Annotated in this window: 20 protein-coding genes and 1 riboswitch; of the genes, 5 read left to right on the plus strand and 15 right to left on the minus strand. The window is 53.8% G+C overall.

What is annotated here, in order from left to right; genetic code table 11:
- Positions 1-31: 31 nt before the first annotated feature.
- The 7 genes from rhlE to CLR69_RS07975 form a co-directional block, all read right to left on the minus strand.
- Entirely contained in the window at positions 32-1,447 is a 1,416-nt protein-coding gene (rhlE, locus tag CLR69_RS07945) for an ATP-dependent RNA helicase RhlE (RefSeq protein ID WP_129713198.1), read from the minus strand.
- Positions 1,448-1,656: 209 nt separating this feature from the next.
- A complete protein-coding gene (locus CLR69_RS07950; RefSeq protein WP_129713199.1) occupies positions 1,657-2,469 on the minus strand; it encodes an IucA/IucC family C-terminal-domain containing protein in 813 nt (270 codons plus the stop codon).
- Positions 2,459-3,307: an ABC transporter ATP-binding protein gene (locus CLR69_RS07955; protein ID WP_129713200.1), complete on the minus strand. Its 849-nt coding sequence runs from the start codon at positions 3,305-3,307 to the stop codon at positions 2,459-2,461. Before CLR69_RS07955 ends, CLR69_RS07950 begins: the two co-directional genes overlap by 11 nt.
- 12 nt (positions 3,308-3,319) lie before the next feature.
- Entirely contained in the window at positions 3,320-4,351 is a 1,032-nt protein-coding gene (locus CLR69_RS07960) for a FecCD family ABC transporter permease (RefSeq protein ID WP_129713201.1), read from the minus strand.
- Positions 4,344-5,333, minus strand: coding sequence for a FecCD family ABC transporter permease (locus tag CLR69_RS07965; RefSeq protein ID WP_129713202.1), 990 nt, complete (start codon positions 5,331-5,333; stop codon positions 4,344-4,346). Before CLR69_RS07965 ends, CLR69_RS07960 begins: the two co-directional genes overlap by 8 nt.
- Complete coding sequence (locus CLR69_RS07970; RefSeq protein ID WP_129713203.1) at positions 5,330-6,349, minus strand: ABC transporter substrate-binding protein; 1,020 nt, start codon at positions 6,347-6,349, stop codon at positions 5,330-5,332. The genes CLR69_RS07965 and CLR69_RS07970 overlap by 4 nt, the downstream gene beginning before the upstream one ends.
- The gene (locus tag CLR69_RS07975; RefSeq protein ID WP_129713204.1) at positions 6,339-8,462 is read right to left on the minus strand and encodes a TonB-dependent receptor; all 2,124 of its coding nucleotides are present in this window, start codon (positions 8,460-8,462) and stop codon (positions 6,339-6,341) included. Before CLR69_RS07975 ends, CLR69_RS07970 begins: the two co-directional genes overlap by 11 nt.
- Positions 8,463-8,981: 519 nt before the next feature.
- Between CLR69_RS07975 and hlyD the strand changes: the two genes are divergently transcribed.
- Genes hlyD through CLR69_RS07995 form a run of 4 tightly spaced genes read left to right on the plus strand, consistent with a single transcriptional unit; the run spans position 8,982 to position 14,044 of the window.
- The gene (gene hlyD, locus CLR69_RS07980) at positions 8,982-10,010 is read left to right on the plus strand and encodes a secretion protein HlyD (protein WP_129713205.1); all 1,029 of its coding nucleotides are present in this window, start codon (positions 8,982-8,984) and stop codon (positions 10,008-10,010) included.
- Complete coding sequence (locus CLR69_RS07985) at positions 10,003-11,745, plus strand: ATP-binding cassette domain-containing protein (RefSeq protein ID WP_129713206.1); 1,743 nt, start codon at positions 10,003-10,005, stop codon at positions 11,743-11,745. The genes hlyD and CLR69_RS07985 overlap by 8 nt, the downstream gene beginning before the upstream one ends.
- The gene (locus CLR69_RS07990; RefSeq protein WP_129713207.1) at positions 11,723-12,898 is read left to right on the plus strand and encodes an ABC transporter permease; all 1,176 of its coding nucleotides are present in this window, start codon (positions 11,723-11,725) and stop codon (positions 12,896-12,898) included. Before CLR69_RS07985 ends, CLR69_RS07990 begins: the two co-directional genes overlap by 23 nt.
- A gap of 9 nt (positions 12,899-12,907) precedes the next feature.
- Entirely contained in the window at positions 12,908-14,044 is a 1,137-nt protein-coding gene (locus CLR69_RS07995) for an ABC transporter permease (protein WP_129713208.1), read from the plus strand.
- Between the two features lie 68 nt (positions 14,045-14,112).
- Here the strand turns inward: CLR69_RS07995 and CLR69_RS08000 are convergent, their stop codons facing one another.
- The 6 genes from CLR69_RS08000 to moaA form a co-directional block, all read right to left on the minus strand.
- Positions 14,113-14,820, minus strand: coding sequence for a Bax inhibitor-1/YccA family protein (locus CLR69_RS08000; protein WP_010280929.1), 708 nt, complete (start codon positions 14,818-14,820; stop codon positions 14,113-14,115).
- A gap of 112 nt (positions 14,821-14,932) precedes the next feature.
- A complete protein-coding gene (gene moaE / locus CLR69_RS08005; RefSeq protein ID WP_129704134.1) occupies positions 14,933-15,385 on the minus strand; it encodes a molybdopterin synthase catalytic subunit MoaE in 453 nt (150 codons plus the stop codon).
- 2 nt (positions 15,386-15,387) lie between these two features.
- Entirely contained in the window at positions 15,388-15,633 is a 246-nt protein-coding gene (gene moaD / locus CLR69_RS08010) for a molybdopterin synthase sulfur carrier subunit (RefSeq protein WP_129704132.1), read from the minus strand.
- Positions 15,630-16,124 carry a cyclic pyranopterin monophosphate synthase MoaC gene (gene moaC / locus CLR69_RS08015; RefSeq protein ID WP_011094349.1) on the minus strand — a complete coding sequence of 165 codons (495 nt, stop codon included), beginning with the start codon at positions 16,122-16,124 and terminating at the stop codon, positions 15,630-15,632. The genes moaD and moaC overlap by 4 nt, the downstream gene beginning before the upstream one ends.
- A gap of 18 nt (positions 16,125-16,142) precedes the next feature.
- Positions 16,143-16,661: a molybdenum cofactor biosynthesis protein B gene (gene moaB, locus CLR69_RS08020; RefSeq protein ID WP_129713209.1), complete on the minus strand. Its 519-nt coding sequence runs from the start codon at positions 16,659-16,661 to the stop codon at positions 16,143-16,145.
- A 34-nt stretch (positions 16,662-16,695) separates the two neighbouring features.
- Positions 16,696-17,685, minus strand: coding sequence for a GTP 3',8-cyclase MoaA (gene moaA, locus CLR69_RS08025; RefSeq protein WP_129704128.1), 990 nt, complete (start codon positions 17,683-17,685; stop codon positions 16,696-16,698).
- Positions 17,673-17,821: riboswitch (molybdenum cofactor riboswitch) on the minus strand. (Overlaps the previous gene by 13 nt.)
- Before the next feature lie 426 nt (positions 17,822-18,247).
- Here moaA and yvcK point away from each other — a divergent pair.
- Positions 18,248-19,180 carry a uridine diphosphate-N-acetylglucosamine-binding protein YvcK gene (yvcK, locus tag CLR69_RS08030; protein ID WP_129704126.1) on the plus strand — a complete coding sequence of 311 codons (933 nt, stop codon included), beginning with the start codon at positions 18,248-18,250 and terminating at the stop codon, positions 19,178-19,180.
- Here yvcK and CLR69_RS08035 read toward each other — a convergent pair.
- Together CLR69_RS08035 and uvrB are read right to left on the minus strand one after the other, a co-directional pair.
- Positions 19,156-19,587, minus strand: coding sequence for a VOC family protein (locus CLR69_RS08035; RefSeq protein ID WP_129713210.1), 432 nt, complete (start codon positions 19,585-19,587; stop codon positions 19,156-19,158). The two genes, yvcK and CLR69_RS08035, sit on opposite strands and share 25 nt — an antisense overlap.
- 28 nt (positions 19,588-19,615) lie before the next feature.
- Positions 19,616-21,628 carry an excinuclease ABC subunit UvrB gene (gene uvrB, locus CLR69_RS08040; protein ID WP_129704124.1) on the minus strand — a complete coding sequence of 671 codons (2,013 nt, stop codon included), beginning with the start codon at positions 21,626-21,628 and terminating at the stop codon, positions 19,616-19,618.
- Positions 21,629-21,631: the final 3 nt, after the last annotated feature.

Below are 21,631 nucleotides of genomic sequence, written 5' to 3' on the forward strand. Positions count from 1 at the left end.
AAAAAAGGGAGCCAGTGGCTCCCTTTCGATGTTACTTGTCAGCTGGTTTGCTGCGGTTTTGTGGACGCGGCGCGCGGCGCTGGCCTTCGCCACTGCCCTTACCTTTTCCACCAGTACCCCACGGACTATCGCTATTGCCGCCCGGCTTGCGCGGCTGGCGGTTGCCATCATTTGAACGACGTTCGCCCTGACCTTGACTACGTTCGCTGCGTTCAGACTGACCGCGAGGTGCCGAGTTACGCGCACCGCCGCCGCCACGGTTGCCCTGACGGCCATTCACAATCGGCTCGGCCTTGATGGACGGATCCGGCTCGTAACCCTCAATAGCAATACGCGGAATCTCACGCTTCAGCAGACGTTCGATGTCACGCAGCAGTTTGTGTTCATCCACACACACCAGCGACAGCGCTTCACCCGTTGCTTCCGCACGGCCGGTACGGCCAATACGGTGAACGTAATCTTCTGGCACGTTCGGCAGCTCATAGTTCACCACGTGCGGCAGTTGGTCGATATCCAGACCCCGCGCGGCGATATCCGTTGCCACCAGCACGCGAATGCTGCCATCTTTGAAGTTCGCCAACGCACGCGTACGCGCACCCTGACTTTTATTCCCGTGGATAGCAGCCGCAGTAATGCCGTCTTTTTCCAGCAGTTCAGCCAGATGGTTAGCACCGTGCTTGGTACGGGTAAAGACCAATACCTGCTGCCAATTATTTTCACCAATCAGCTGCGACAGCAGTTCACGCTTACGGCGCTTATCTACAAAATGTACATGCTGCGTGACCAGTTCAGACGGCGTATTACGACGCACGACTTCAACAGAAGCGGGATTGGTCAGCAGTTTGTTCGCCAGCGCTTTGATTTCATCCGAGAAGGTCGCGGAGAACAGCAGGTTTTGGCGTTTAGCGGGCAGCTTCGCCAGTACACGACGAATATCATGGATGAAGCCCATATCCAGCATACGGTCCGCTTCATCCAGCACCAGAATTTCGATCTGAGACAGATCAACGGCGTGCTGATGTTCCAGATCGAGCAGACGCCCTGGCGTCGCCACCAGAATATCCACGCCGCCGCGCAGTTTCATCATCTGCGGGTTAATGCTTACACCGCCGAATACAACCAGTGAACGCAGGCGCAAGTACTTGCTATACGCCTTCACGTTCTCATCAATCTGCGCTGCCAGCTCACGGGTTGGCGTCAAGATCAGAGCCCGTACCGGACGGCGACCTTTCCCTTTATTCTGCGCTTCACGACTGGTCAGCAACTGTAATAACGGCAGCGTAAAGCCCGCCGTTTTACCTGTACCCGTTTGGGCGCTGGCCATTAAATCACGCCCTTCCAGCACGACAGGAATCGCCTGACGCTGAACGGGGGTAGGATCGCGATAACCCTGCTCTTCAATCGCGCGCAGAATATCGGCACTCAGGCCGAGAGAATCAAATGACATAAAAAGAACAACTCCAGATCCGCTCTGACCGGACAGCAGCCGGTGTAGTTTTCAGAGGGTCAGTAAGACGGGTTTGGCGGGCCACTATTAACGTAACAACTCACGTAACAACAACATACGCAACAACCACGGTGAACGAGCACAACTACGGTGCATGACTGCCGACGATTGTAGCAGAGATTCTGACCACTAAGGGATTTTTATCTGTGTCAGCCCATTTTTCTGGCGGGACGCAATAACGGGCAGTTATTGCAATATTCCTGCGGCTGCGACGCCTTGTAATAAAAACAGCAGGTGCGGCGAAATCGCACCTCACGAAAGCTCACCGCACTTCCCACAGCAGAAACTCGCGTTTTCGCACGAAAGAACGGCCTTAGCGGATTATCATCACAGCCAAAACGCTCACCGGGTGCAGCCAACAAAGCGTCAAAATCCTGCTGCACCTGCTGTATCAGCGTCATTCCCGGCGAACACACTGCCGCAGGATCGTCCCACTCAATACGCTGCTCGTATAACGAAAACACCCGCACGGCGACGTTCTCCCACAAAATACGCAGCGGTACACCCGACACCGCTGACAACGTATGCAGGATCGGCGACAGGTGTTGAGCAAACAGGGTGTCGAACAAATTATCGCGCCACGCCTCCCGCTGCCCTGTTTCTGGTTGAGACACCGTGAGATCGTAAAGCGGCATCGTCGATGTCCACAGGTGGTGGTGTCCGAATTCCAACACGCTGTTATCCAACGTCATATTCAGCCCTTTGTTATACACCGACATGGCGTACAGGCTGGCAGCCGTGGTTAAGAACCCTATCCGCTTCGCCAGTAGCGAAGCGGTAATCTTGATCGACGGCGAGAGTAACGGTGGCGTCAACGTTTCCAGCAGCCAGCGACAATAGTCAGGATCCAATACTCTCCCACTCGGACAACCATCATGACCTGTCCGCTGCGAGGCATCCGTCAATTGCAATGTGCCGGATAACATTGCCCACTGCGGTGCCGTCAGACGATTAACCGACATCAGTCATGGCTTCCGTGACTTCACGCCCAAACGGAATGCACAGCGGCGTGCCGAAGAACGGGTCGTCAATGATGCGACAATTCAGGTTGAACACCGTCTTTACCGTGGCTTCAGTAAGGATGTCGCGCGGATTCCCCTGAGCAAATACCGTCCGGTCATGCACCGCCACCATATGATGCGCGTAACGACACGCCAGGTTCAAATCGTGCAGCACCATAACGATGGTTTTCTGCTGCTGGAGGTTCAACTCCCGTAACAAATCCAACACCTCCATCTGATGCGCCAGATCGAGGTAAGTCGTCGGCTCATCCAGCAGGACGATGTCGGTATCCTGTGCCAGCGTCATCGCGATCCATACCCGCTGACGCTGGCCACCGGACAGCGAATCTACCGTGCGATCCTTTAATGCCAGCACGCCAGTACTGCGCAACGCCTCAAGGACTTTTTCCTCATCCGTTTCCGACCACTGTCTCAACCACGACTGGTGCGGGTAACGCCCCATCTTCACCAGTTGATATACCGTCAGACCTTCCGGCGCAGTCGGCGTTTGCGGCAAAATTGCCAGAGATTTCGCCACCTCAACGGTGGATTGCCGATGGATATCCGCCCCGTTGACAATAATTGTTCCGCTCGTTGGTTTCAGCAAGCGGGCGAATGACTTTAATAACGTGCTCTTGCCGCAGCCGTTGCTGCCCACCAGCACCGAAATTTTCTGCGCGGGTAGCGAAATATCCAGCGCGTCAATGACGATCTGTTTATCGTAGCTTAGCGTCAGCGACTGGCTGGCAATCGCATCGAGGGAACCGTTATTTGCTGGAGGTACATTCTTTGACAGCATAACCTTACGATCTCAATAGCGTTGCCGAAGCAATAAATAGATAAAAAAGGGCGTTCCGAGTACGGAGATAAAAATGCCGGCAGGTAAATCCAGCGGCAAGAACGCCGTACGCCCCATTAAATCGGCCACCATCACCAATAAGCCGCCCGTCAGTGCAGACACCAACGCCAACCCAGGGAATGAACGGCTCGCCAGCTTTTTCGCAATATGCGGTGCCAGCAGGCCGACAAACGCCATCGCTCCGGCGTAGGCAATAGCTGCACCGGCCAGCGCAACGCTCAGCGTTAACAGCGCGAGCCGAATACGCGCGACAGACTGACCAACACCGCAGGCTAGCGCGTCATCGAGTTCATGCACATTGACATGTCGCGCCAGCCCTACCAGAAATGGCGCACTGAGCAGCAACCATCCAGCCAGCGCCGCTACATGCTGCCACTGTGCACCATAGATGCTGCCCGTTAACCAGACATAGGCCGTCAATGTCGTTCCAATCGGGCTAAACACCAGCATCATCGTGACCGCCGCGCCCATGATAGCGGACAGTCCAACGCCGACCAGCACCAAGCGCAGCGGCGCGGCCCCTTGCTTCCAAGCCAGCAAATAGATAGCTATCGCCGTCATCCACGCTCCGCCCATCGCCGCCAGTGGGAGCCAGCGCTGGCTGATGGCCGTCGCCAGAAACGAGAGAAAGAATACTGCTGCTGCCGATGCGCCACTGGTAATCCCCAGAATGTCCGGCGAAGCCAGCGGATTACGTACAATACTTTGCAGAATCAAACCGGATATCGCCAGCGCCCCCCCGACCAACAGCGCCAATAGCGCGCGCGGCAAACGCAGGTCGTTGACGATAAAATGCACGCCGCTGTCTGCCTTTCCCAGCAGCGCCGACATGACCTGCGTGGGCGATAGCACAACCTGCCCCAGCGACAGCGAGAGGAACACGACAGCCAATAGCACCAGAAGGAGCGAGATCGCTACTACTGACGTGCGTAAATCAATCTGGCGCGAAAGGCTCCCCACGCGCACGGTGTATACGTTACCCATGTCGCAGCCCCCTTCTCGCCAAATAAATAAAGAAAGGTGCCCCCAACAGCGCGGTCATTGCCCCGACCGGCACTTCCTGCGGCACTATCAGCAAACGCGCGGCGACATCGGCCAGCAGCAGCAGCGTGGCACCGAAAATTGCACAGCCGGGCAACAGCCAGCGGTGATCGGCTGACAGTACTCGCCGCACAATATGTGGCACGATCAGCCCGACAAAACCGATATTTCCGGCTATCGCCACTGCGCCGCCCGCTAGCCCAATCACGCACAGCCCAGACAGCGCACGTACCAGCGCAGTACGCTGCCCCAGCCCTTTGGCGATCTCATCGCCCGCCACCAGAATATTCAGGTGGCGCGCCAGCAGCAGCGTGAGACATAGCGCGATCACAAAATATGGCAGAAGCGGCAACAGCATCGACAGATTGCGCCCGGATACCGAACCGGCCAGCCAAAACAGCATACTGTCCAACCCATCCTGATTGATAACCAGCAGCGCCTGTGTAAACGAAATAAACAGTGCGCTGATAGCCGCACCGGCCAGCACGATGCGTAAATGACTGGAACGCGCATTCCCTAACGTTCCCAACATATACACCATGACGCCAGCAACAGCAGCCCCCAGATAGGCCGTCCACGCCAGCGCAACCTGCGAGGAAAGGGTCAACAACGAAGACAGCAGCACGACGGTAAACATAGCTCCAGCATTAATACCAAATATCCCCGGCGAGGCTAGCGGGTTACGCGTTAACGCCTGCATTAACGCCCCGGCAACGGCAAGGCTGGCACCGACGACGATGGCAATCACCGTCCGCGACAGGCGGGTCGTCAGCACCAGAATGTGATCGATCTGCTGCGGATCGTAATGGAACAGTGCGCTGAATACCGCGCCAAACGAAATCGTAGTTTGCCCCAGCATCAGGCTGGCAACGATACTCAATAGCAGCAGTGTGATACCGGCTACCATCACGATGCCCTGTCTCATCGCGTCTGACTCTCCTCTACGATATCGCGTTCTTTACCCGCAGATTCGGCCTTGCCAGCAAACTGCCGTTCGATATCGTCCAGCATATTATTCGCTCCCAAAATACCACCAGACAGGCTCCAAGCAACGTTATCGACCGGATACACCTGCTGCTGTCGAGGGGCATGCAGCCGCTGCCAAAGCGGATGGGCCTGCCAATCCCGATAATTCTGCGCCACCGCTGGCTTGTCTGAACGCAGCAGCACAAAAAACAGATCGGCATCCACCACGGGAATGCTCTCTTTACTCGTAAGCTTTTGCATCACACCTGACGTGTAACTTTCTGGCCGCGACCAGACAAAACCGATTTCCGACAGCACCGACCCGGCAAAGCTGGCGGGTAGATAGCTACGCATGTGATCTTCACGGAATTCGAGAATGGAAACGCTAAGCGGCCAGCGTTCGCCGAATCGGGCCTTTAGCCTGTCACGCAGCGAATGCATGCGTCGATCCCAGTGGGATAAAATCTCGTTCGCCTTATCTTCCCTGTTCAGCGCGACGCCCATCATCTGTACCGTGTCCTTGAATTCAGACACCTTGTCCAGCGCAATCGTCGGCGCGATCTGCGACAGCAGGCCGTAGATTTTCTCATGCCGAAAAGTCGATGCCACGATGAGATCGGGTTTAAGTAGCGCGATGGTTTCCAGACTAGGCTGCGTTTCCAGCCCGACCAGCGTCACGCCCTGCAACGCGGAGCGAAGGTAGCGGTAAATCGGTTTCTCACTCCACGATTCCACCACACCAATCGGCTTGATTCCCAGCGCGACAGCGGAGTCGGTCGCGCCTTGAAACAATGTCACTATGCGCAGCGGCGTCCCCGTCACGGTAGTCACACCCAGCGCATGCTGAACCTGACGCGACGGTTCTGCCGCTTGCGTCAGCGTCACTAGCAGAAAAAACAACAACACGGCCAGCGTAAAACGCCGCCGTGTTGCTGATTTTTGGACATCGCTAAACAAGGTAATCTTAGAAATCAATCGAATAACCCAGCGTCATCGTGCGCCCACGCCCAGAGAAATAGCGCGTGTTGTTATTGAGTGCAGCCTGCGAGTAATAGGTGATGTACTGTTTATCCAACAGGTTAGCCACCGCCACATTGAGGCGACCATATGGCAGTTTGTACCCCACGGCAGCATCCATCAGCAGGTAGCCGTCAAACGCCATGCCTGCATCGTCAAAGCTGCGGCCGAAAGCATAATTCGCCTGCACGAATGAACTCCATTGATCGTTCCAGTTTGCCGACCAACTGGTGATGAGACGATCCGGGGCGATATTCAGCCCGTTGAATTTTTTATCCACTTTACCGTCGCCATTGCTGTCATACTTCCCCTCGCTGTGGGCGTAAGAAGCATTAATTTTATGCTGGTCGTTAATCTGGTAGCCCGCACTCACCTCTACACCACGGATCTGGGTACGTTGACGCTGGGACACAAAGACATCACCTTGTGCCAGAACGCGCTCACCCAATTTTGACTTGGACTCATAGTAACTGGCTTCAAAGTCAAACTTATCACGTTTAAATCTGAATCCCGTTTCTACGTTATCCGTGACAATCGGCTTAAAGCCATCAAAGTTTTTCAGACTAATACCAGGCTGCTCAATAGCACGCAGCGCACGGCCAACGTCCGGCATCCCAAACCCTTCCGAGTAGTTAGCAAATAGGCTGAGTGAATCCGTCGCGGCATAGACAATACCGGCGTTATACAACGTTTCGTTAAATTTCGGACTGCCGCCCTCAACGCTTACGCTATTGTCTGCCTGGGTGGCCGTACTGGAGGCCAGCGTTCGATAATCACCCACCTGAAGTTTGGCGATTTCGTGGCGTACGCCCGCATGAAGCGTGACATTATCCAGTAGTTGATATTCAGCCTGAATAAACGGTGAATAGTTGGTGTACTCCATCTCCGGCACATAGGTACGCTTGGTCAGGTAGAGATCCTGTTTACCTTTATCGTATAGCGTATCGAAACCCACCGTGACTTTCAGCGTGTCATCCAGCAGGTCGTCTTTGGTCAATGCCAGCTTAGTACCGTACTTATTGGCCACTGAGCGGGATTGATCGTAAAGCGAACCACGGGGTGCAATGGAGGTATCCTGGAAGGTGTCCGACAAGGTTGCGCCAAACAGCGCCTCATAACGCTGATTAAACACCAGTGCGGACAGCTTCATCCCTGCCAGGTCGTGGTGTTCATACGTTAAGCCTGTTGTCCAAATGCTGTTATTCGGTGCTTCACCCTGCGGCGTACCACGTACCGAAGTGGTTGGAATACCGAGCCTGCGCACGCCGTCTACGCTGAGGTAGTTATTCTCACCTTTAATGTTATAGCGGTTCACGCTCAACTGAATACGCTGATAGTCATCCAGCCAGTACCCTACTTTCGCCAGCAGATCGTAAGCGCGTGAATCCATGGTATCGCCCTGCGTGTTATCCACGCCGATGGGTCGATTGTTGCCGTCCAGATACAGTCCCTGATTCTCATAACCAATCGAAAACAGGTAGTCGAGATAGTCTTCACGTCCGTCGACCCGATAGGTGGTTTTATAGCTGGCAGTTTCACCGCGAATCTTCTCAGTCGGGATCGTGGTCTGTACGTTAACGTGCTGATTAAACGAACCGTTTTCCGGCCGCCGGGTAATGATGTTAATCACCCCACCTGTTGCGCCCATCCCATTGGTGGCGTTGGCGCCGTGAATCACTTCGATGCGTTCGACCATTGAGTAATCGACCGTATGCATCTCACGTCCGGTCGGACGCAGCGGGTTAGATTGCGGAATTCCGTCGATCATAACCAAAGCGGCACGACCGCGGAAAGTTTCACCGCTGCCGCTCATTTTCTGACGGCTGGGGGAGAACGAAGGCAGCAGATTACTCAGAATCTGCGATGAGTCAGAAGTGACCTGCATCTGCTGCTCGATTTGCTCTTTGGTAATCACCGTGACCACCTGCGGCGCTTTCTGCTGCTGGATATTCGAACGTGAGGCGGTAATCACCATCTCATCGTCGCTCGAATCACCCTTTTTGGTCGTGTCATCCTGTGCATACGCAGGAGCAATCAGCACGCATGGCATCAATGCGAGTAAAGTGCGCATCTGGTTCACTGTCCTTCCCCTTTGGTTATGTATCCAACCGTGAATAAAAATCATCGTCTGTGGCCGACCACTCGCCGCAGCACAGACAAAAAAATGCCAAAATGCTTCGCCTTACGCGAAACACTTTGGCGGATGACTATTGGCTCTGGCATTGGACACAAGGTTTACACCCTGTGGCACAACCTCAATGCTGCCAAACCACTCTGTCGGCACCAGTAAAGATGTAATTACTAATGACAATTATTATCATTCAATTAAATTAATTACAATAGCTACCGTTTATTTTCAATTCCTTAACAAAAATAAGGTGATATGCCGAATACAAAGAGTAATACGTGGGAGCCATTCGACTGGGGACATGTATTTTTGTGAGACAGATCGCTATAAATCACCGTAAACCTCTGTAACCCATCTTATGATTAATAGCTTACAGAAATAAGAGACGACGAGTCCTCTGCACGGACTGCGGGATCGCTACCGTCGACAAGCTCACCGCTGATAAACAAGGAATTATGCGTGATGAACAAGAGAAAACTGGCGTTCGCCGCCCTCGTTCTTGTCCTGCTCGGTGCAGGCTACAGCTTTTATCACCACCATCAGCAACGGGAAAAACCATTAACGCTCTACGGCAATGTGGATATCCGCACCGTCAATCTGGCCTTCCGCGTCAGCGGCAGAGTGACCGAATTAAACGTTGATGAGGGCGATACCGTACAGGCAGGTCAAGCGCTAGCAACACTCGACGCCGCGCCTTACGTGAATGCACAACATCAGGCGCAGGCAAACCTCGCCAGTGCACAGGCACAGCTTCAACTGGCGCAGGAAGGCTACAGACAGGAAGAGATCGCGCAGGTACGATCTCAGGTTGTTCAGAGTCAGGCGGCCTATGATTACGCCAACAGCTTCTACCAACGTCAGCAGGGGCTGTGGGATAAACGCGCCATTTCCGCCAACATGCTGGACGATGCCAGAACAGCGCGTAATCAGGCGCTTGCGGCACTACAGGCAGCGAAAGACAAACTAAGCCAGTTTGAAAGCGGTAATCGACCGCAAGAAATTGCCGCCGCGCAGGCGGCAGTGGCACAGGCCGAAGCCGCACTGGCACAGGCTGAACTGGATAAACAGGACGCCGAACTGCTTGCCCCCTCACCAGGCGTGATCCTCACCCGCGCCGCCGAAAAAGGCAGCATGCTGGCAGCGGGCAGTACCGTTTTCACCCTCTCCCTGACCCGCCCCGTTTGGGTGCGCGCCTACGTGAGCGAGAAAGATCTCGGCCACATCGTTCCCGGTAGCCAAATGCTGGTTTATACCGATGGCCGCCCCGACCAGCCTTATCGCGGCAAAGTCGGCTTTGTGTCGCCAAGTGCCGAATTCACGCCGAAAAGCGTCGAAACAGAAGATTTGCGCACCGATCTGGTTTACCGCCTACGTATTGTGGTTACCGATCCCGATGATGGGCTACGACAAGGAATGCCAGTCACGCTGCGTTTTGAGGATGCGCGCGCTGGGGAGAACAATCACGCCATTGAGCCCGTTCTCCATGACTGATTCTCCCACGCAGATTGCGTTGGACGGGCTGGAGAAGCGCTTTGCCGGACAGGAAAAACCGGCACTGACCAGCCTCACTGCCGAGATACGCAGTGGCGCAGTGACCGGACTTGTCGGCCCCGATGGTGCAGGGAAAACCACCCTACTACGCATGCTGGCAGGATTATTAACGCCTAGCCACGGCACGCTGCGAGTGGCTAATCTTGACCCCATCACAGAGGATCGTCAGCTACATGCCATTCTGGGCTACATGCCGCAGAAGTTCGGTCTGTATGAAGATCTGACGGTAATGGAAAACCTAACGCTGTATGCCGACTTACGCGGTATCACTGGCGATGTTCGCAAAGAAACCTTTGATCGTTTGCTGTCATTTACCGACTTAACCCGCTTTACCGACAGACTGGCGGGCAAGCTGTCTGGCGGCATGAAGCAGAAACTGGGACTGGCTTGTACGCTGCTGGGACAACCTAAGGTACTTCTGCTGGATGAGCCAGGCGTCGGTGTCGACCCCATATCGCGCCGTGAACTGTGGCAAATGGTGCACGAACTGGCTGACGACGGCATGTTGATCTTGTGGAGTACGTCTTATCTCGATGAAGCAGAACAGTGTCGGGATGTGTTGCTGCTGAATGAAGGCGAGCTGCTGTATCGCGGTGCGCCAAGCGATCTGACCGCACGCATGGCGGGACGCTGCATTCTGGTTGATACCGGAACTCGCCGACATCGGGATGTCTTGCAGGAAGCGCTACGTCTGCCACAGGTCAGTGACGGCGTGATTCAGGGGCAATACGTCAGGCTGATGCTAAAACCGGAGGCAGATCGGGCATCTCTGCTTTCAGCGTTGCATCTGGAAGCTGGCAGCCTGCACGATACCGATCCGCGCTTTGAGGATGCGTTTATCGATCTGTTGGGCGGCGGCCCAGCCAATGATTCATCGCTGGCGGGCATCATGCCACAGATTGACGTCAGCGGCGGTGAGACGGTGATTGAGGCACAGGCGCTGACGAAAAAATTTGGCGATTTCGCCGCGACCGATCACGTCAGTTTTCAGGTGAAACGAGGTGAAATTTTCGGTCTCCTCGGCCCGAACGGTGCAGGTAAATCAACCACCTTCAAAATGATGTGTGGCCTGCTGGTGCCAACCGAGGGCAAAGCGCTGGTGCTCGATATGGATCTGAAAACCAGCTCCGGCAAAGCACGCCAACATTTGGGCTACATGGCGCAAAAATTCTCGCTCTACGGTAACCTGACCGTCGAACAGAATCTGCGGTTTTTCTCCGGTGTTTATGGGCTAACGGGCAAAGCGCAGCGCGATAAAATGGCCGGTATGACCGAAGCCTTCAACTTTCAACCAATTTACCGCCAAACGCCGGATGCTCTGCCGTTGGGCTTCAAACAGCGCCTGGCGCTAGCCTGTGCGCTGATGCACGAACCCGATATTCTGTTTCTCGACGAACCGACCTCCGGTGTCGATCCGCTAACCCGACGCGAGTTCTGGATACACATCAACGGCATGGTCAATCGCGGTGTGACTGTCATGGTCACCACCCACTTTATGGACGAAGCCGAATACTGTGACCGCATCGGGCTGGTGTATCGCGGCAAACTGATCGCCAGCGGTACACCGGACGAGTTGAAACATCAAGCTGCCAGCACACAAACACCATCGCCAACAATGGAAGAAGCATTTATTACGCTGATTCAGACTTACGATGGGGAGGCAGAACGTGGCTGAACAGAACAACGCGAACCAGCACGGCAGCACGCATTTTTCCGGTCGTCGTCTTCGGGCGCTATGCCTGAAAGAGACGCGCCAAATTTTGCGAGATCCCAGCAGCGGGTTAATTGCATTCGTGATTCCGTTGCTGTTGCTGTTTATTTTCGGCTACGGCATCAATCTGGACTCCAGCCGCCTGCACGTCGGTATTCTGCTGGAACAGCAGAGTGAAGAAGCGCGCGATCTGGCCAATACGTTTGCAGCCTCGCCGTTTATCGCGCCGACCATCAGTAATAACCGTCAGCAGTTGATTCAGCAAATGCAGGCAGGCAGCATTCGCGGCCTGATCGTGATCCCCACCGATTTTGCCGAACGGCTGGCGCGATCGGGCGATCGCTCGCCGATTCAGGTCATCACCGACGGCAGCGAACCCAATACGGCAAATTTTGTTCAAGGGTATGCGGAAGGAATCTGGTTGCTGTGGCAACAGCAGCAGGCAGAAGATCGCGGCCACACGTTCGAACAGCTCATTGAGGTGCAATCACGCTACTGGTTTAATCCGGCGGCCATCAGCCAACATTTCATTATTCCCGGTGCAATTACTATCATCATGACGGTGATTGGGGCTATTCTCACCTCTCTGGTGATCGCCCGCGAGTGGGAACGCGGAACGATGGAAGCTCTGCTCTCTACGCAGGTCACTCGTGCGGAGCTGCTGCTATCTAAACTCATCCCATATTACGTCCTTGGGATGATCGCCATGACGCTGTGTATTCTGGTCTCAACCTTCATCATGCAGGTGCCCTATCGCGGCTCACTGATTTTGCTGTTTATTATCAGTAGCCTGTTTCTTGCCAGCACGCTGGGTATGGGGTTACTGATTTCCACCCTCACCCGCAACCAGTTCAACGCCGCCATGGTGGCGCTGAATGCGGCATTTCTACCCGCCATCATGCTGTCTGGCTTTATTTTTGAAATCGACAGCATGCCGGAATTTGTCCGAGGCGTGTCATACATCATTCCGGCGCGCTATTTCGTCAGTACGCTACAAACGCTGTTTCTCGCGGGAAATATCGGTACGGTGCTGATAACTAACCTGCTGTTTCTGATTCTTTCCGCGGTTGTATTCATTGGTCTGACGGCCTGGCAAACACGACGCAGACTGGATTAGGGAGCGATTATGTTGCATCGTCTGTGGACGTTGATTATTAAAGAACTGCAATCGCTGCTGCGCGATCCGCAAACGCGATCCATTCTGGTGCTGCCTGTTATCCTTCAGGTTTCCCTATTTCCCTTCGCCGCGACGCTCGACGTGACCAACGCGACCATTGCAATTTATAGCGAAGATAGCGGCCCCCACGCGATAGAGCTGACACAGCGCTTTGCCAAAGCAAAATCCTTTTCTCACGTACTCATGCTGCATAGTTCGCAAGACGTGGCACCGACGCTGGATAATCAGCACGCACTTCTCATTCTGCGTTTCCCACCACAGTTCTCGCGAGATATAGCCAGCGGAAACAGCGCCTCGCTTCAGCTTATTCTGGATGGCCGACGCTCTAACAGCGCACAGATCGCTGCCAACGACGTACAGCATATCGTTCGTGATTATCAGTTGGAATTGCTGGCAGCCAGACCGGCTCAAAGCAGCGCTAATCAGAGCAATTTATTTCATAACAACAGCGAGCTGGTGGTACGCCACTGGTATAACCCAAATCTGGACTATAAATGGTTTGTGGTGCCATCGCTCATTGCCATGATAACTACTATCGGCGTGCTGATTGTCACCGCCCTCTCCGTCGCGCGTGAGCGAGAACAAGGCACGTTGGAACAATTACTGGTTTCGCCGCTGTCTACCAGTCAGATCTTCATTGGCAAAGCCGTGCCTGCACTGATTGTCGCCACGTTTCAGGCCACGATCGTACTGCTGGCGGGCATACTGATATACCATATTCCTTTCGCCGGATCGCTGCTGCTGTTTTACACCACGATGCTGATCTATGGCCTGTCTCTGGTCGGCTTCGGCCTGCTGATTTCCTCGCTTTGTTCAACACAACAGCAGGCCTTTATCGGCGTATTCGTCTTTCTGATGCCTGCGATTCTGCTTTCCGGCTATGTCTCACCGGTTGAGAACATGCCGATTTGGTTGCAGCACATCACCTGGGTGAACCCCATCCGTCACTTCACCGATATAACGAAGCAGATTTACCTCAAGGACGCGGACTTCAGCATTATCTGGGGCAGTTTATGGCCATTGCTCATCATCACGCTGACCACCGGTTCGGCAGCCTACGCTATTTTTCGACGGAATATTGCTTAAATATATCGGGGAATGACAGGAAGGGAACGATCTGGCGCGACTCTTCGCGCCAGATCGCTGATGTAAAATTAACGACGATTACCGAAAATACGCAACAGCATCAGGAACAGGTTGATAAAGTCGAGATACAGGGTCAACGCGCCCACGATGGAATATTTACGGAAGCTATCTTTGTCATCAACAGACAACTGCTCGCCGATGTTTTTCAGCTTCTGGGTGTCATACGCGGTCAAACCGACAAACACCACCACACCGATATAGGTTACTGCCCACATCAGCGCTTCACTTTTCAGCCACAGGTTCACCAGCGAAGCCAGTACAATCCCGATCAGCGCCATAAACAACATGCTGCCAAAGCCGCTTAAATCACGCTTCGTGGTGTAGCCGTACAGACTCATCGCACCGAACATCCCTGCCGTAATGACAAAGGTGCTGGCAATAGATTCACCGGAGTACATGATGAAAATGCTGGAGAGCGTCAGCCCCGTCAGCGCCGAATAGAGCATAAACAGCGACGTAGCGACCGCACCGCTCAGACGCTGAACCATGCCGGAAATAACAAAGACCAGCCCCAGTTGGGCAATGATCAGTCCGAAGAAAGTGATCTGGCTGGAAAAAACAAAATTCAGTACGGCAGGCGTATTCGCCGCGTACCACGAAACGAATGCCGTCAGCAGCAGGCCGCAGGTCATCCAGCCATAAACTTGTGCCATATAGGCTTGGAGACCAGACTGCGAGCGCTCAACGATTGAACCCGAGCGTGGATATCTGTCCATGATGTTACCTTTGCATAAAGTTATCTGATTAACGCGGCGCGAACCGCCTGATTGGGGGATCGAGACTGAATATTCTCTCCCCGCCATCCTTTTATCCTAACACAGAAATCAACTACCAGCGCTGCGCGGCCTGTTTATCACTGTCACGGGACTCCACCCAATGCTCACCTTCCGGCGTGGCTTCCCGCTTCCAAAATGGCGCACGGGTTTTCAGGTAATCCATGATGAATTGAGCTGCATCAAATGCGGCGCTGCGGTGGGCGGCACTGACGCCGACAAACACAATTTCATCCCCCGGATAAAGTGCGCCTACCCGATGAATCACGCTCACACGTGGCAGTTCCCAGCGTTCGCGTGCCAGCTCAACAATCTCCGCCAGCGCTTTTTCCGTCATGCCGGGATAATGTTCCAACGTGAGTGCGCTGACGTTTTTCGCCAGATTGTGATTACGCACTTTGCCAGTGAACGTCACTACCGCACCGTCTTCATCACACTGTGACAGCCACTGGTACTCATCACCCACGTTGAAGTTCTCTTCGCCGACCCGAATGCGCGTTTCTGCCACGATCAACCTCCCGTTACTGGTGGGAAAAAGGCAACTTCATCACCGTCCTGTAGCGGATGAGTCAGCTCAACCAACGATTGATTGACCGCCGCCAACAGCTTGCCGGGCTCCAATGCTAATTCCCAACGCGGACCACGCAGACACAGCGCCTGTCGAACATCCTCCACAGTGCCATAATCCGCAGGCAGAGACAGACTGTCTGTTTCGATCAGTTCACGCACCTGTGCAAAAAACAGAATCTTAATCATGACCCCTCCGCCGTAAAATCCCCGGACTTTCCGCCGCTCTTCGCCAACAGACGTACCGGGCCGATCACCATATCTTTCTGCACGGCCTTGCACATGTCATAGATGGTTAACGCAGCAACAGAGGCGGCAGTCAGCGCTTCCATCTCCACGCCGGTTTTGCCCGTCAGGCGACAAACGGACTCGATACGAACGCGATTGTGCTCCGGCTGTGCTTCCAGCTCGACAGCGACTTTACTCAGCAGCAACGGATGGCAGAGTGGGATCAGTTCCCAGGTACGTTTCGCAGCCTGAATCCCAGCGATGCGTGCGGTGGCGAACACATCACCTTTATGGTGGCTACCGGCAATAATCATCGCCAGCGTCTGTGGAGCCATTTCAACGAAGGCTTCTGCGCGGGCTTCACGCACGGTTTCCGCTTTGGCGGAAACATCCACCATTGCAGCTTCGCCAGCGGCGTTAATGTGGGTCAATTGTGGCTTAGATGATGACATAGTGAATAAGGCTTACCGTTAAGAGAATTTTTTTACGTGCGGGTAAAAATTGCACGGTTTCTGACGCGCATCCAATTGTTCCTGAATGATGCGTTCCCATGCAGTTCGGCAGGCACGAGTCGAACCCGGCATGGCGAAAATCACCGTCTGATTAGCCAGACCGGCAAGCGCACGGGATTGTAGCGTCGCCGTACCAATATCTTCATAGGACACCATGCGAAACAGTTCGCCGAAACCTTCTATTTCCCGGTCGAACAAGACACTAATGGCTTCCGGCACCACATCCCCTGCGGTAAAGCCCGTGCCACCGTTAATCAAAATACCCTGCACATTGTCGCGGGCAATCCACGCCGAGACTTGTGCCCGAATCTGATACAGGTTCTCTTTCACAATGGCGCTGTCGACAATATGATGCCCTGCGGACTGCGCCGCTTCGCGTAGATAGTCGCCGGAGGTATCGTCTTCCGCCGTACGGCGTTCAGACACGGTCAATACCGCAAGGTTGAGAGAAACGAATTCGCTGCTGACTTTGCTCATGTCAGGCTCCTTTAAGAATCAGTGATGTCGCGGATTAACCGCCGATAAAAGACAGATTTTGCGTAATGCCGCTATTGCCTTCATGCAAGAAGTGGGTTTGCTTCTTCGTCAACAGTCCGCCCGAGATTCGCATTTTCAAATCCTCGAGATAACGATCGTCGGCCAGCAAATCGCGTAAAGGAATGCCCTGTTCGCCAAAGAGGCACAAATGCAGATTACCGATAGCAGACACGCGAAGGCGGTTGCAGCTCAGGCAAAAATCTTTCTCATACGGCATGATCAGCCCGATTTCACCCTGATAGTCTGGATGGCAGAACACCTGAGCCGGGCCGTCGCTGCGTGCGCGTTGCTGCTGTTGCCACCCTTGCTGCAATAGCTGCTGACGAATCACCTCACCGGAAACGTGATGACGGCGAAACAGATCCCCGCCCTCGCCTGTTTCCATCAGTTCAATAAAGCGAAGTTGAATCGGGCGATGTTTAATCCATTCGAGAAAGGTGTGCAGACTGCCCACGTTCACATCACGCATCAGCACGGTGTTGACCTTGACCTTGGCAAAGCCGCAGTCAAATGCTGCATCGATACCGTCCATCACCTGACGGAATTTATCCTGCCCGGTAATCGCATGAAACTGGCGGGCATCAAGACTGTCGACGCTGACATTCAGCGCGGTCAGGCCAGCATCACGCCATTGAGCAACATCGCGTGCCAGACGGTAACCATTGGTGGTAACCGCCAGCGTACGAATAGCTGGGTTTTCACGGATCGCAGCAATAATATCGACGAAGTCACGACGCAGAGACGGTTCACCGCCGGTAAGACGAACTTTTTCCGTCCCCAATTCAGCAAAAGCGCGGCTGACGCGACGAATCTCATCGAGTGACAAAAAGCGATGTGGATTGGTGCCATTGGCCTGATAACCATCTGGCAAACAGTAGGTACAGCGAAAATTGCAAACGTCTGTGATAGACAGACGCAAATAGTAAAACTTGCGCGCAAACGCATCAGTCAGTTGACTCACCATAAACACCTTTCCAAATACGGGAGATGCAGGCATTTCTACCTCGCACCCTGGTGACCGCGAAGGCCACGGCCAAGGCACCGTATCACGCGCAATAAACGCATCACTTAGGCACCAAGGCTAGGAGTTTGATTCCCATTGGTTTCCATCGAACAGCGGCAGGATAACCAGTAAAGAACCGTGATTTCATTGAGCAGTTTACTGCGAAAAAGCGCCGCTAACCACTCTCAAAATCGGTATATAAAACAATATATAGCGCATTTTCAATACCTTATGACGCACAGCATACGGGAAAATCTGCGGTGAAAATTGTCTCAGGTCATGCCTGTGCAAGGATTTTTCGCCTTTTAAGTCGAAATCAGCTACCTTAGCGGCAATTGTTATACCCTCAATAATTCGAGCTTCAGGACAAAACGAGTTCGTTTTGAATAACGCGAAGCGTTAGCCCTTTAGGGCGAGGCCTACGACGGGCCGAGTATTTGAACGCGGCCAACGTTCATGCAACTTGAAGTATGACGGGTACACACGTTATTCATATTCCTCTGACTCATTCACAAGGTTTTCTATGCGCAATCGCACGTTGGCCGACCTCGACAGGGTTGTCGCACTAGGAGGCGGACACGGTTTAGGCCGTGTGATGTCTTCACTCTCTTCCCTGGGTTCACGGCTAACCGGAATTGTCACGACCACGGATAACGGCGGGTCTACTGGCCGCATCCGTCGCTCCGAAGGCGGTATTGCCTGGGGTGATACCCGCAACTGTCTGAACCAGTTGATCACGACACCTAGTGTGGCGTCCGCGATGTTTGAATACCGCTTTAACGGTAACGGCGAACTTGCCGGACACAATCTGGGTAACCTGATGTTAAAAGCGCTCGACCACCTGAGCGTACGCCCGCTGGAAGCGATCAACCTGATTCGTAACCTGCTCAAGGTGGACGCCTTTTTAATTCCGATGTCCGAGCATCCCGTCGACTTGATGGCAATTGATGAACAGGGTAACCCTGTTTATGGCGAAGTCGAGATCGATCAACTGGCGGCCTTACCGCAAGATCTGATGCTGTATCCGACCGTCCCAGCAACATGTGAGGCCATTGATGCCATCGCCAAGGCCGATTTGATTTTGATTGGCCCCGGTAGTTTCCTGACCAGTCTGATGCCGCTGCTGCTGCTAGAAGAGCTAACACAGGCGCTCCGCCGTACGTCAGCGCCTATGGTTTATATCGGCAATTTGGGTGATGAGCAAAGTAACCCCGCCGCCCGTCTGACGCTGGCGGAGAAACTGGCTTGGATTGAGCGCAAAGTGGGGAAACCGGTTATTGATGCGGCAATCATCGGTCCGAAAGTCGATATCGGTCAGATCAATAACCGCCTAATCGTACAGCAGGCGCTGGCCGCAGAGGATGTGCCCCATCATCACGACCGTCAATTACTACGTCAAGCCATCGATCGTGCACTACAGCTATTAGGGTCTCAATCCCGCAACCACGGCGTATAAGTCACGCCAATCAGAATCCCTTCGGGGCTCAGGAAACGTGTTACCTGCTGGCCCCAAGGTTCAAGACGGTTTTCTACCAGCAGTTCATAGCCTTGCTCTTTCAGCGTGTTGGTTGCTTCCGTCATCTCAGCCACTTCAAACTCTAGCCAGCTTTGCGGTTCAGGATGTGATGCAGGCCAGTTACCTTGCCCAAAACAGGATTCGCTGGCCTGTGATAGCGGCCACAGGGCGAAATGCTTCACGCCGTCCATCACATCGGTCACCAAATAGTCACTCCCTTCTGCAACAGGTTTCAGCGGCAACTTCAGCGTATCAACATAGAGCGCATGGCTGGCGGAAAGTGATTTCACGATCGGCCCGAAACCCGCCACAAACAACACGTCTACACCCGGTATAGAATGATCCATCATTGATCCTCAGTGAGCACTTGCATCGCTAGGATGCAGCAATAAATTGTGCGCGTAATGCCTGGACTTCATCACGCAAGGCAGCAGCCTCTTCAAATTCAAGATTCTGCGCATGCGTCAACATCTTGCTTTCCAACTCGCGAATTTTCAGCTCCAGCGCTTTCGGCGTCATAAGTTCATAACGTGCTGCTGGTTCCGCCGCTTTACGGCTGCCCCGCCCTTTGCCTTTGTTCGCAGACTGTCCCAATTGCAGAATATCGGAAATCTTCTTATTGATTCCCTGCGGCACAATACCATGCTCGGTGTTGTAGGCTTCCTGCTTCTCGCGGCGGCGCTCCGTTTCGCCAATCGCTTTCGCCATCGACGCCGTAATTCTGTCGCCGTAAAGAATGGCCTTACCGCGCAGGTTACGCGCCGCGCGGCCAATCGTCTGGATCAGAGAACGTTCGGAACGTAAGAAACCCTCTTTATCTGCATCCAGAATCGCCACCAGCGACACTTCAGGCATATCCAGCCCTTCACGTAACAGGTTGATGCCCACCAGCACGTCAAATTCACCCAGGCGCAAATCACGAATGATTTCTACACGTTCGACGGTATCAATATCTGAGTGCAAATAACGTACGCGCTCGCCGTGTTCTTCCAGATATTCCGTCAGATCTTCCGCCATCCGCTTGGTTAGCGTAGTGACCAACACGCGTTCGTTAATCGCGGCACGCAGGCGAATCTCGGAAAGCAGGTCATCCACCTGTGTCGCAACAGGCCGCACTTCAATAATCGGATCGAGCAATCCAGTGGGACGAACCACCTGATCGATCACTTCACCACCCGATTTTTCCAGTTCATAGTTACCCGGCGTCGCAGACACATAGATCGTCTGCGGAGCCAGCGCTTCAAATTCTTCAAATTTCATCGGTCGGTTATCCAGCGCCGAAGGCAACCGGAAACCGTATTCGACCAGCGTCTCTTTACGTGCACGGTCACCGCGATACATACCGCCAATCTGGGGCACCGTGACGTGAGATTCATCAATCACCAACAGCCCGTCGGCGGGTAGATAGTCAAACAGCGTTGGCGGCGGCTCACCGGGACCACGGCCGGAAAGATAGCGTGAGTAGTTTTCGATGCCGGAGCAGTAACCCAGTTCGTTCATCATCTCCAGATCAAACTGCGTACGCTGGCTTAGTCTCTGCTCTTCCACCAACTTGTCATTTGCCAGCAGCACCTTCTTGCGATCGGCCAATTCTACTTTGATGTCTTCCATCGCCTGCAAAATACGCTCACGCGGCGTGACGTAGTGCGTTTTCGGGTAGATGGTATAGCGCGGCACCGTTTGAAGGACATGACCCGTCAGCGGGTCAAACAGCGACAGTCGTTCCACTTCTTCATCGAACAATTCTACGCGCAGCGCAATTTCATCAGACTCCGCAGGGAAAATATCGATCACCTCACCACGCACGCGGAATGTACCGCGCTGAAACGCCTGATCGTTGCGGGTATATTGCAATTCAGCCAGACGCCGCAAAATGGCACGCTGGTCGATCAGCATTCCCTGCGTCAGATGCAGCATCATTTTTAGATAGAGATCGGGATCGCCCAGACCGTAGATAGCGGACACCGAGGCCACGACGATCACATCGCGCCGCTCCAGCAGCGCTTTTGTCGCGGAAAGACGCATCTGTTCAATATGTTCGTTAACCGACGCATCTTTTTCAATAAAGGTGTCCGAGCTCGGAACGTAGGCCTCAGGCTGATAATAGTCGTAGTATGAGACGAAGTACTCAACGGCATTATCGGGGAAGAATTCTTTCATTTCGCCGTACAACTGGGCTGCCAGCGTTTTATTCGGCGCGAGCATCATCGTCGGCCGATTGAGGTCAGCAATCACATTAGCTATTGTGAATGTCTTACCTGAGCCTGTTACCCCGAGCAGCGTTTGGTGCGCCAACCCGTCTTCCAGACCTTCCTTTAAGCGACGTATGGCCTCAGGCTGGTCGCCTGCCGGTTTAAAGTCGGAATTCAGTGTAAATACTTTACTCATCGT

The organism is Pectobacterium zantedeschiae (genome assembly GCF_004137795.1).
GTDB lineage: Bacteria > Pseudomonadota > Gammaproteobacteria > Enterobacterales > Enterobacteriaceae > Pectobacterium > Pectobacterium zantedeschiae.

Bases quoted from the DNA above. Each gene is read 5' to 3' on its own strand.
- CLR69_RS07965 (WP_129713202.1), bottom strand. From the start codon at position 5,333: ATGAGACAGGGCATCGTGATGGTAGCCGGTATCACACTGCTGCTATTG.
- CLR69_RS08000 (WP_010280929.1), bottom strand. From the start codon at position 14,820: ATGGACAGATATCCACGCTCGGGTTCAATCGTTGAGCGCTCGCAGTCT.
- moaA (WP_129704128.1), bottom strand. From the start codon at position 17,685: ATGGTGAGTCAACTGACTGATGCGTTTGCGCGCAAGTTTTACTATTTG.
- uvrB (WP_129704124.1), bottom strand. From the start codon at position 21,628: ATGAGTAAAGTATTTACACTGAATTCCGACTTTAAACCGGCAGGCGAC.
- CLR69_RS07985 (WP_129713206.1), top strand. From the start codon at position 10,003: ATGACTGATTCTCCCACGCAGATTGCGTTGGACGGGCTGGAGAAGCGC.
- rhlE (WP_129713198.1), bottom strand. From the start codon at position 1,447: ATGTCATTTGATTCTCTCGGCCTGAGTGCCGATATTCTGCGCGCGATT.
- CLR69_RS07950 (WP_129713199.1), bottom strand. From the start codon at position 2,469: ATGTCGGTTAATCGTCTGACGGCACCGCAGTGGGCAATGTTATCCGGC.
- CLR69_RS07960 (WP_129713201.1), bottom strand. From the start codon at position 4,351: ATGGGTAACGTATACACCGTGCGCGTGGGGAGCCTTTCGCGCCAGATT.
- moaD (WP_129704132.1), bottom strand. From the start codon at position 15,633: ATGATTAAGATTCTGTTTTTTGCACAGGTGCGTGAACTGATCGAAACA.
- yvcK (WP_129704126.1), top strand. From the start codon at position 18,248: ATGCGCAATCGCACGTTGGCCGACCTCGACAGGGTTGTCGCACTAGGA.
- CLR69_RS07955 (WP_129713200.1), bottom strand. From the start codon at position 3,307: ATGCTGTCAAAGAATGTACCTCCAGCAAATAACGGTTCCCTCGATGCG.
- moaC (WP_011094349.1), bottom strand. From the start codon at position 16,124: ATGTCATCATCTAAGCCACAATTGACCCACATTAACGCCGCTGGCGAA.
- CLR69_RS07975 (WP_129713204.1), bottom strand. From the start codon at position 8,462: ATGCGCACTTTACTCGCATTGATGCCATGCGTGCTGATTGCTCCTGCG.
- CLR69_RS08035 (WP_129713210.1), bottom strand. From the start codon at position 19,587: ATGGATCATTCTATACCGGGTGTAGACGTGTTGTTTGTGGCGGGTTTC.
- CLR69_RS07995 (WP_129713208.1), top strand. From the start codon at position 12,908: ATGTTGCATCGTCTGTGGACGTTGATTATTAAAGAACTGCAATCGCTG.
- moaB (WP_129713209.1), bottom strand. From the start codon at position 16,661: ATGAGCAAAGTCAGCAGCGAATTCGTTTCTCTCAACCTTGCGGTATTG.
- hlyD (WP_129713205.1), top strand. From the start codon at position 8,982: ATGAACAAGAGAAAACTGGCGTTCGCCGCCCTCGTTCTTGTCCTGCTC.
- CLR69_RS07990 (WP_129713207.1), top strand. From the start codon at position 11,723: ATGGGGAGGCAGAACGTGGCTGAACAGAACAACGCGAACCAGCACGGC.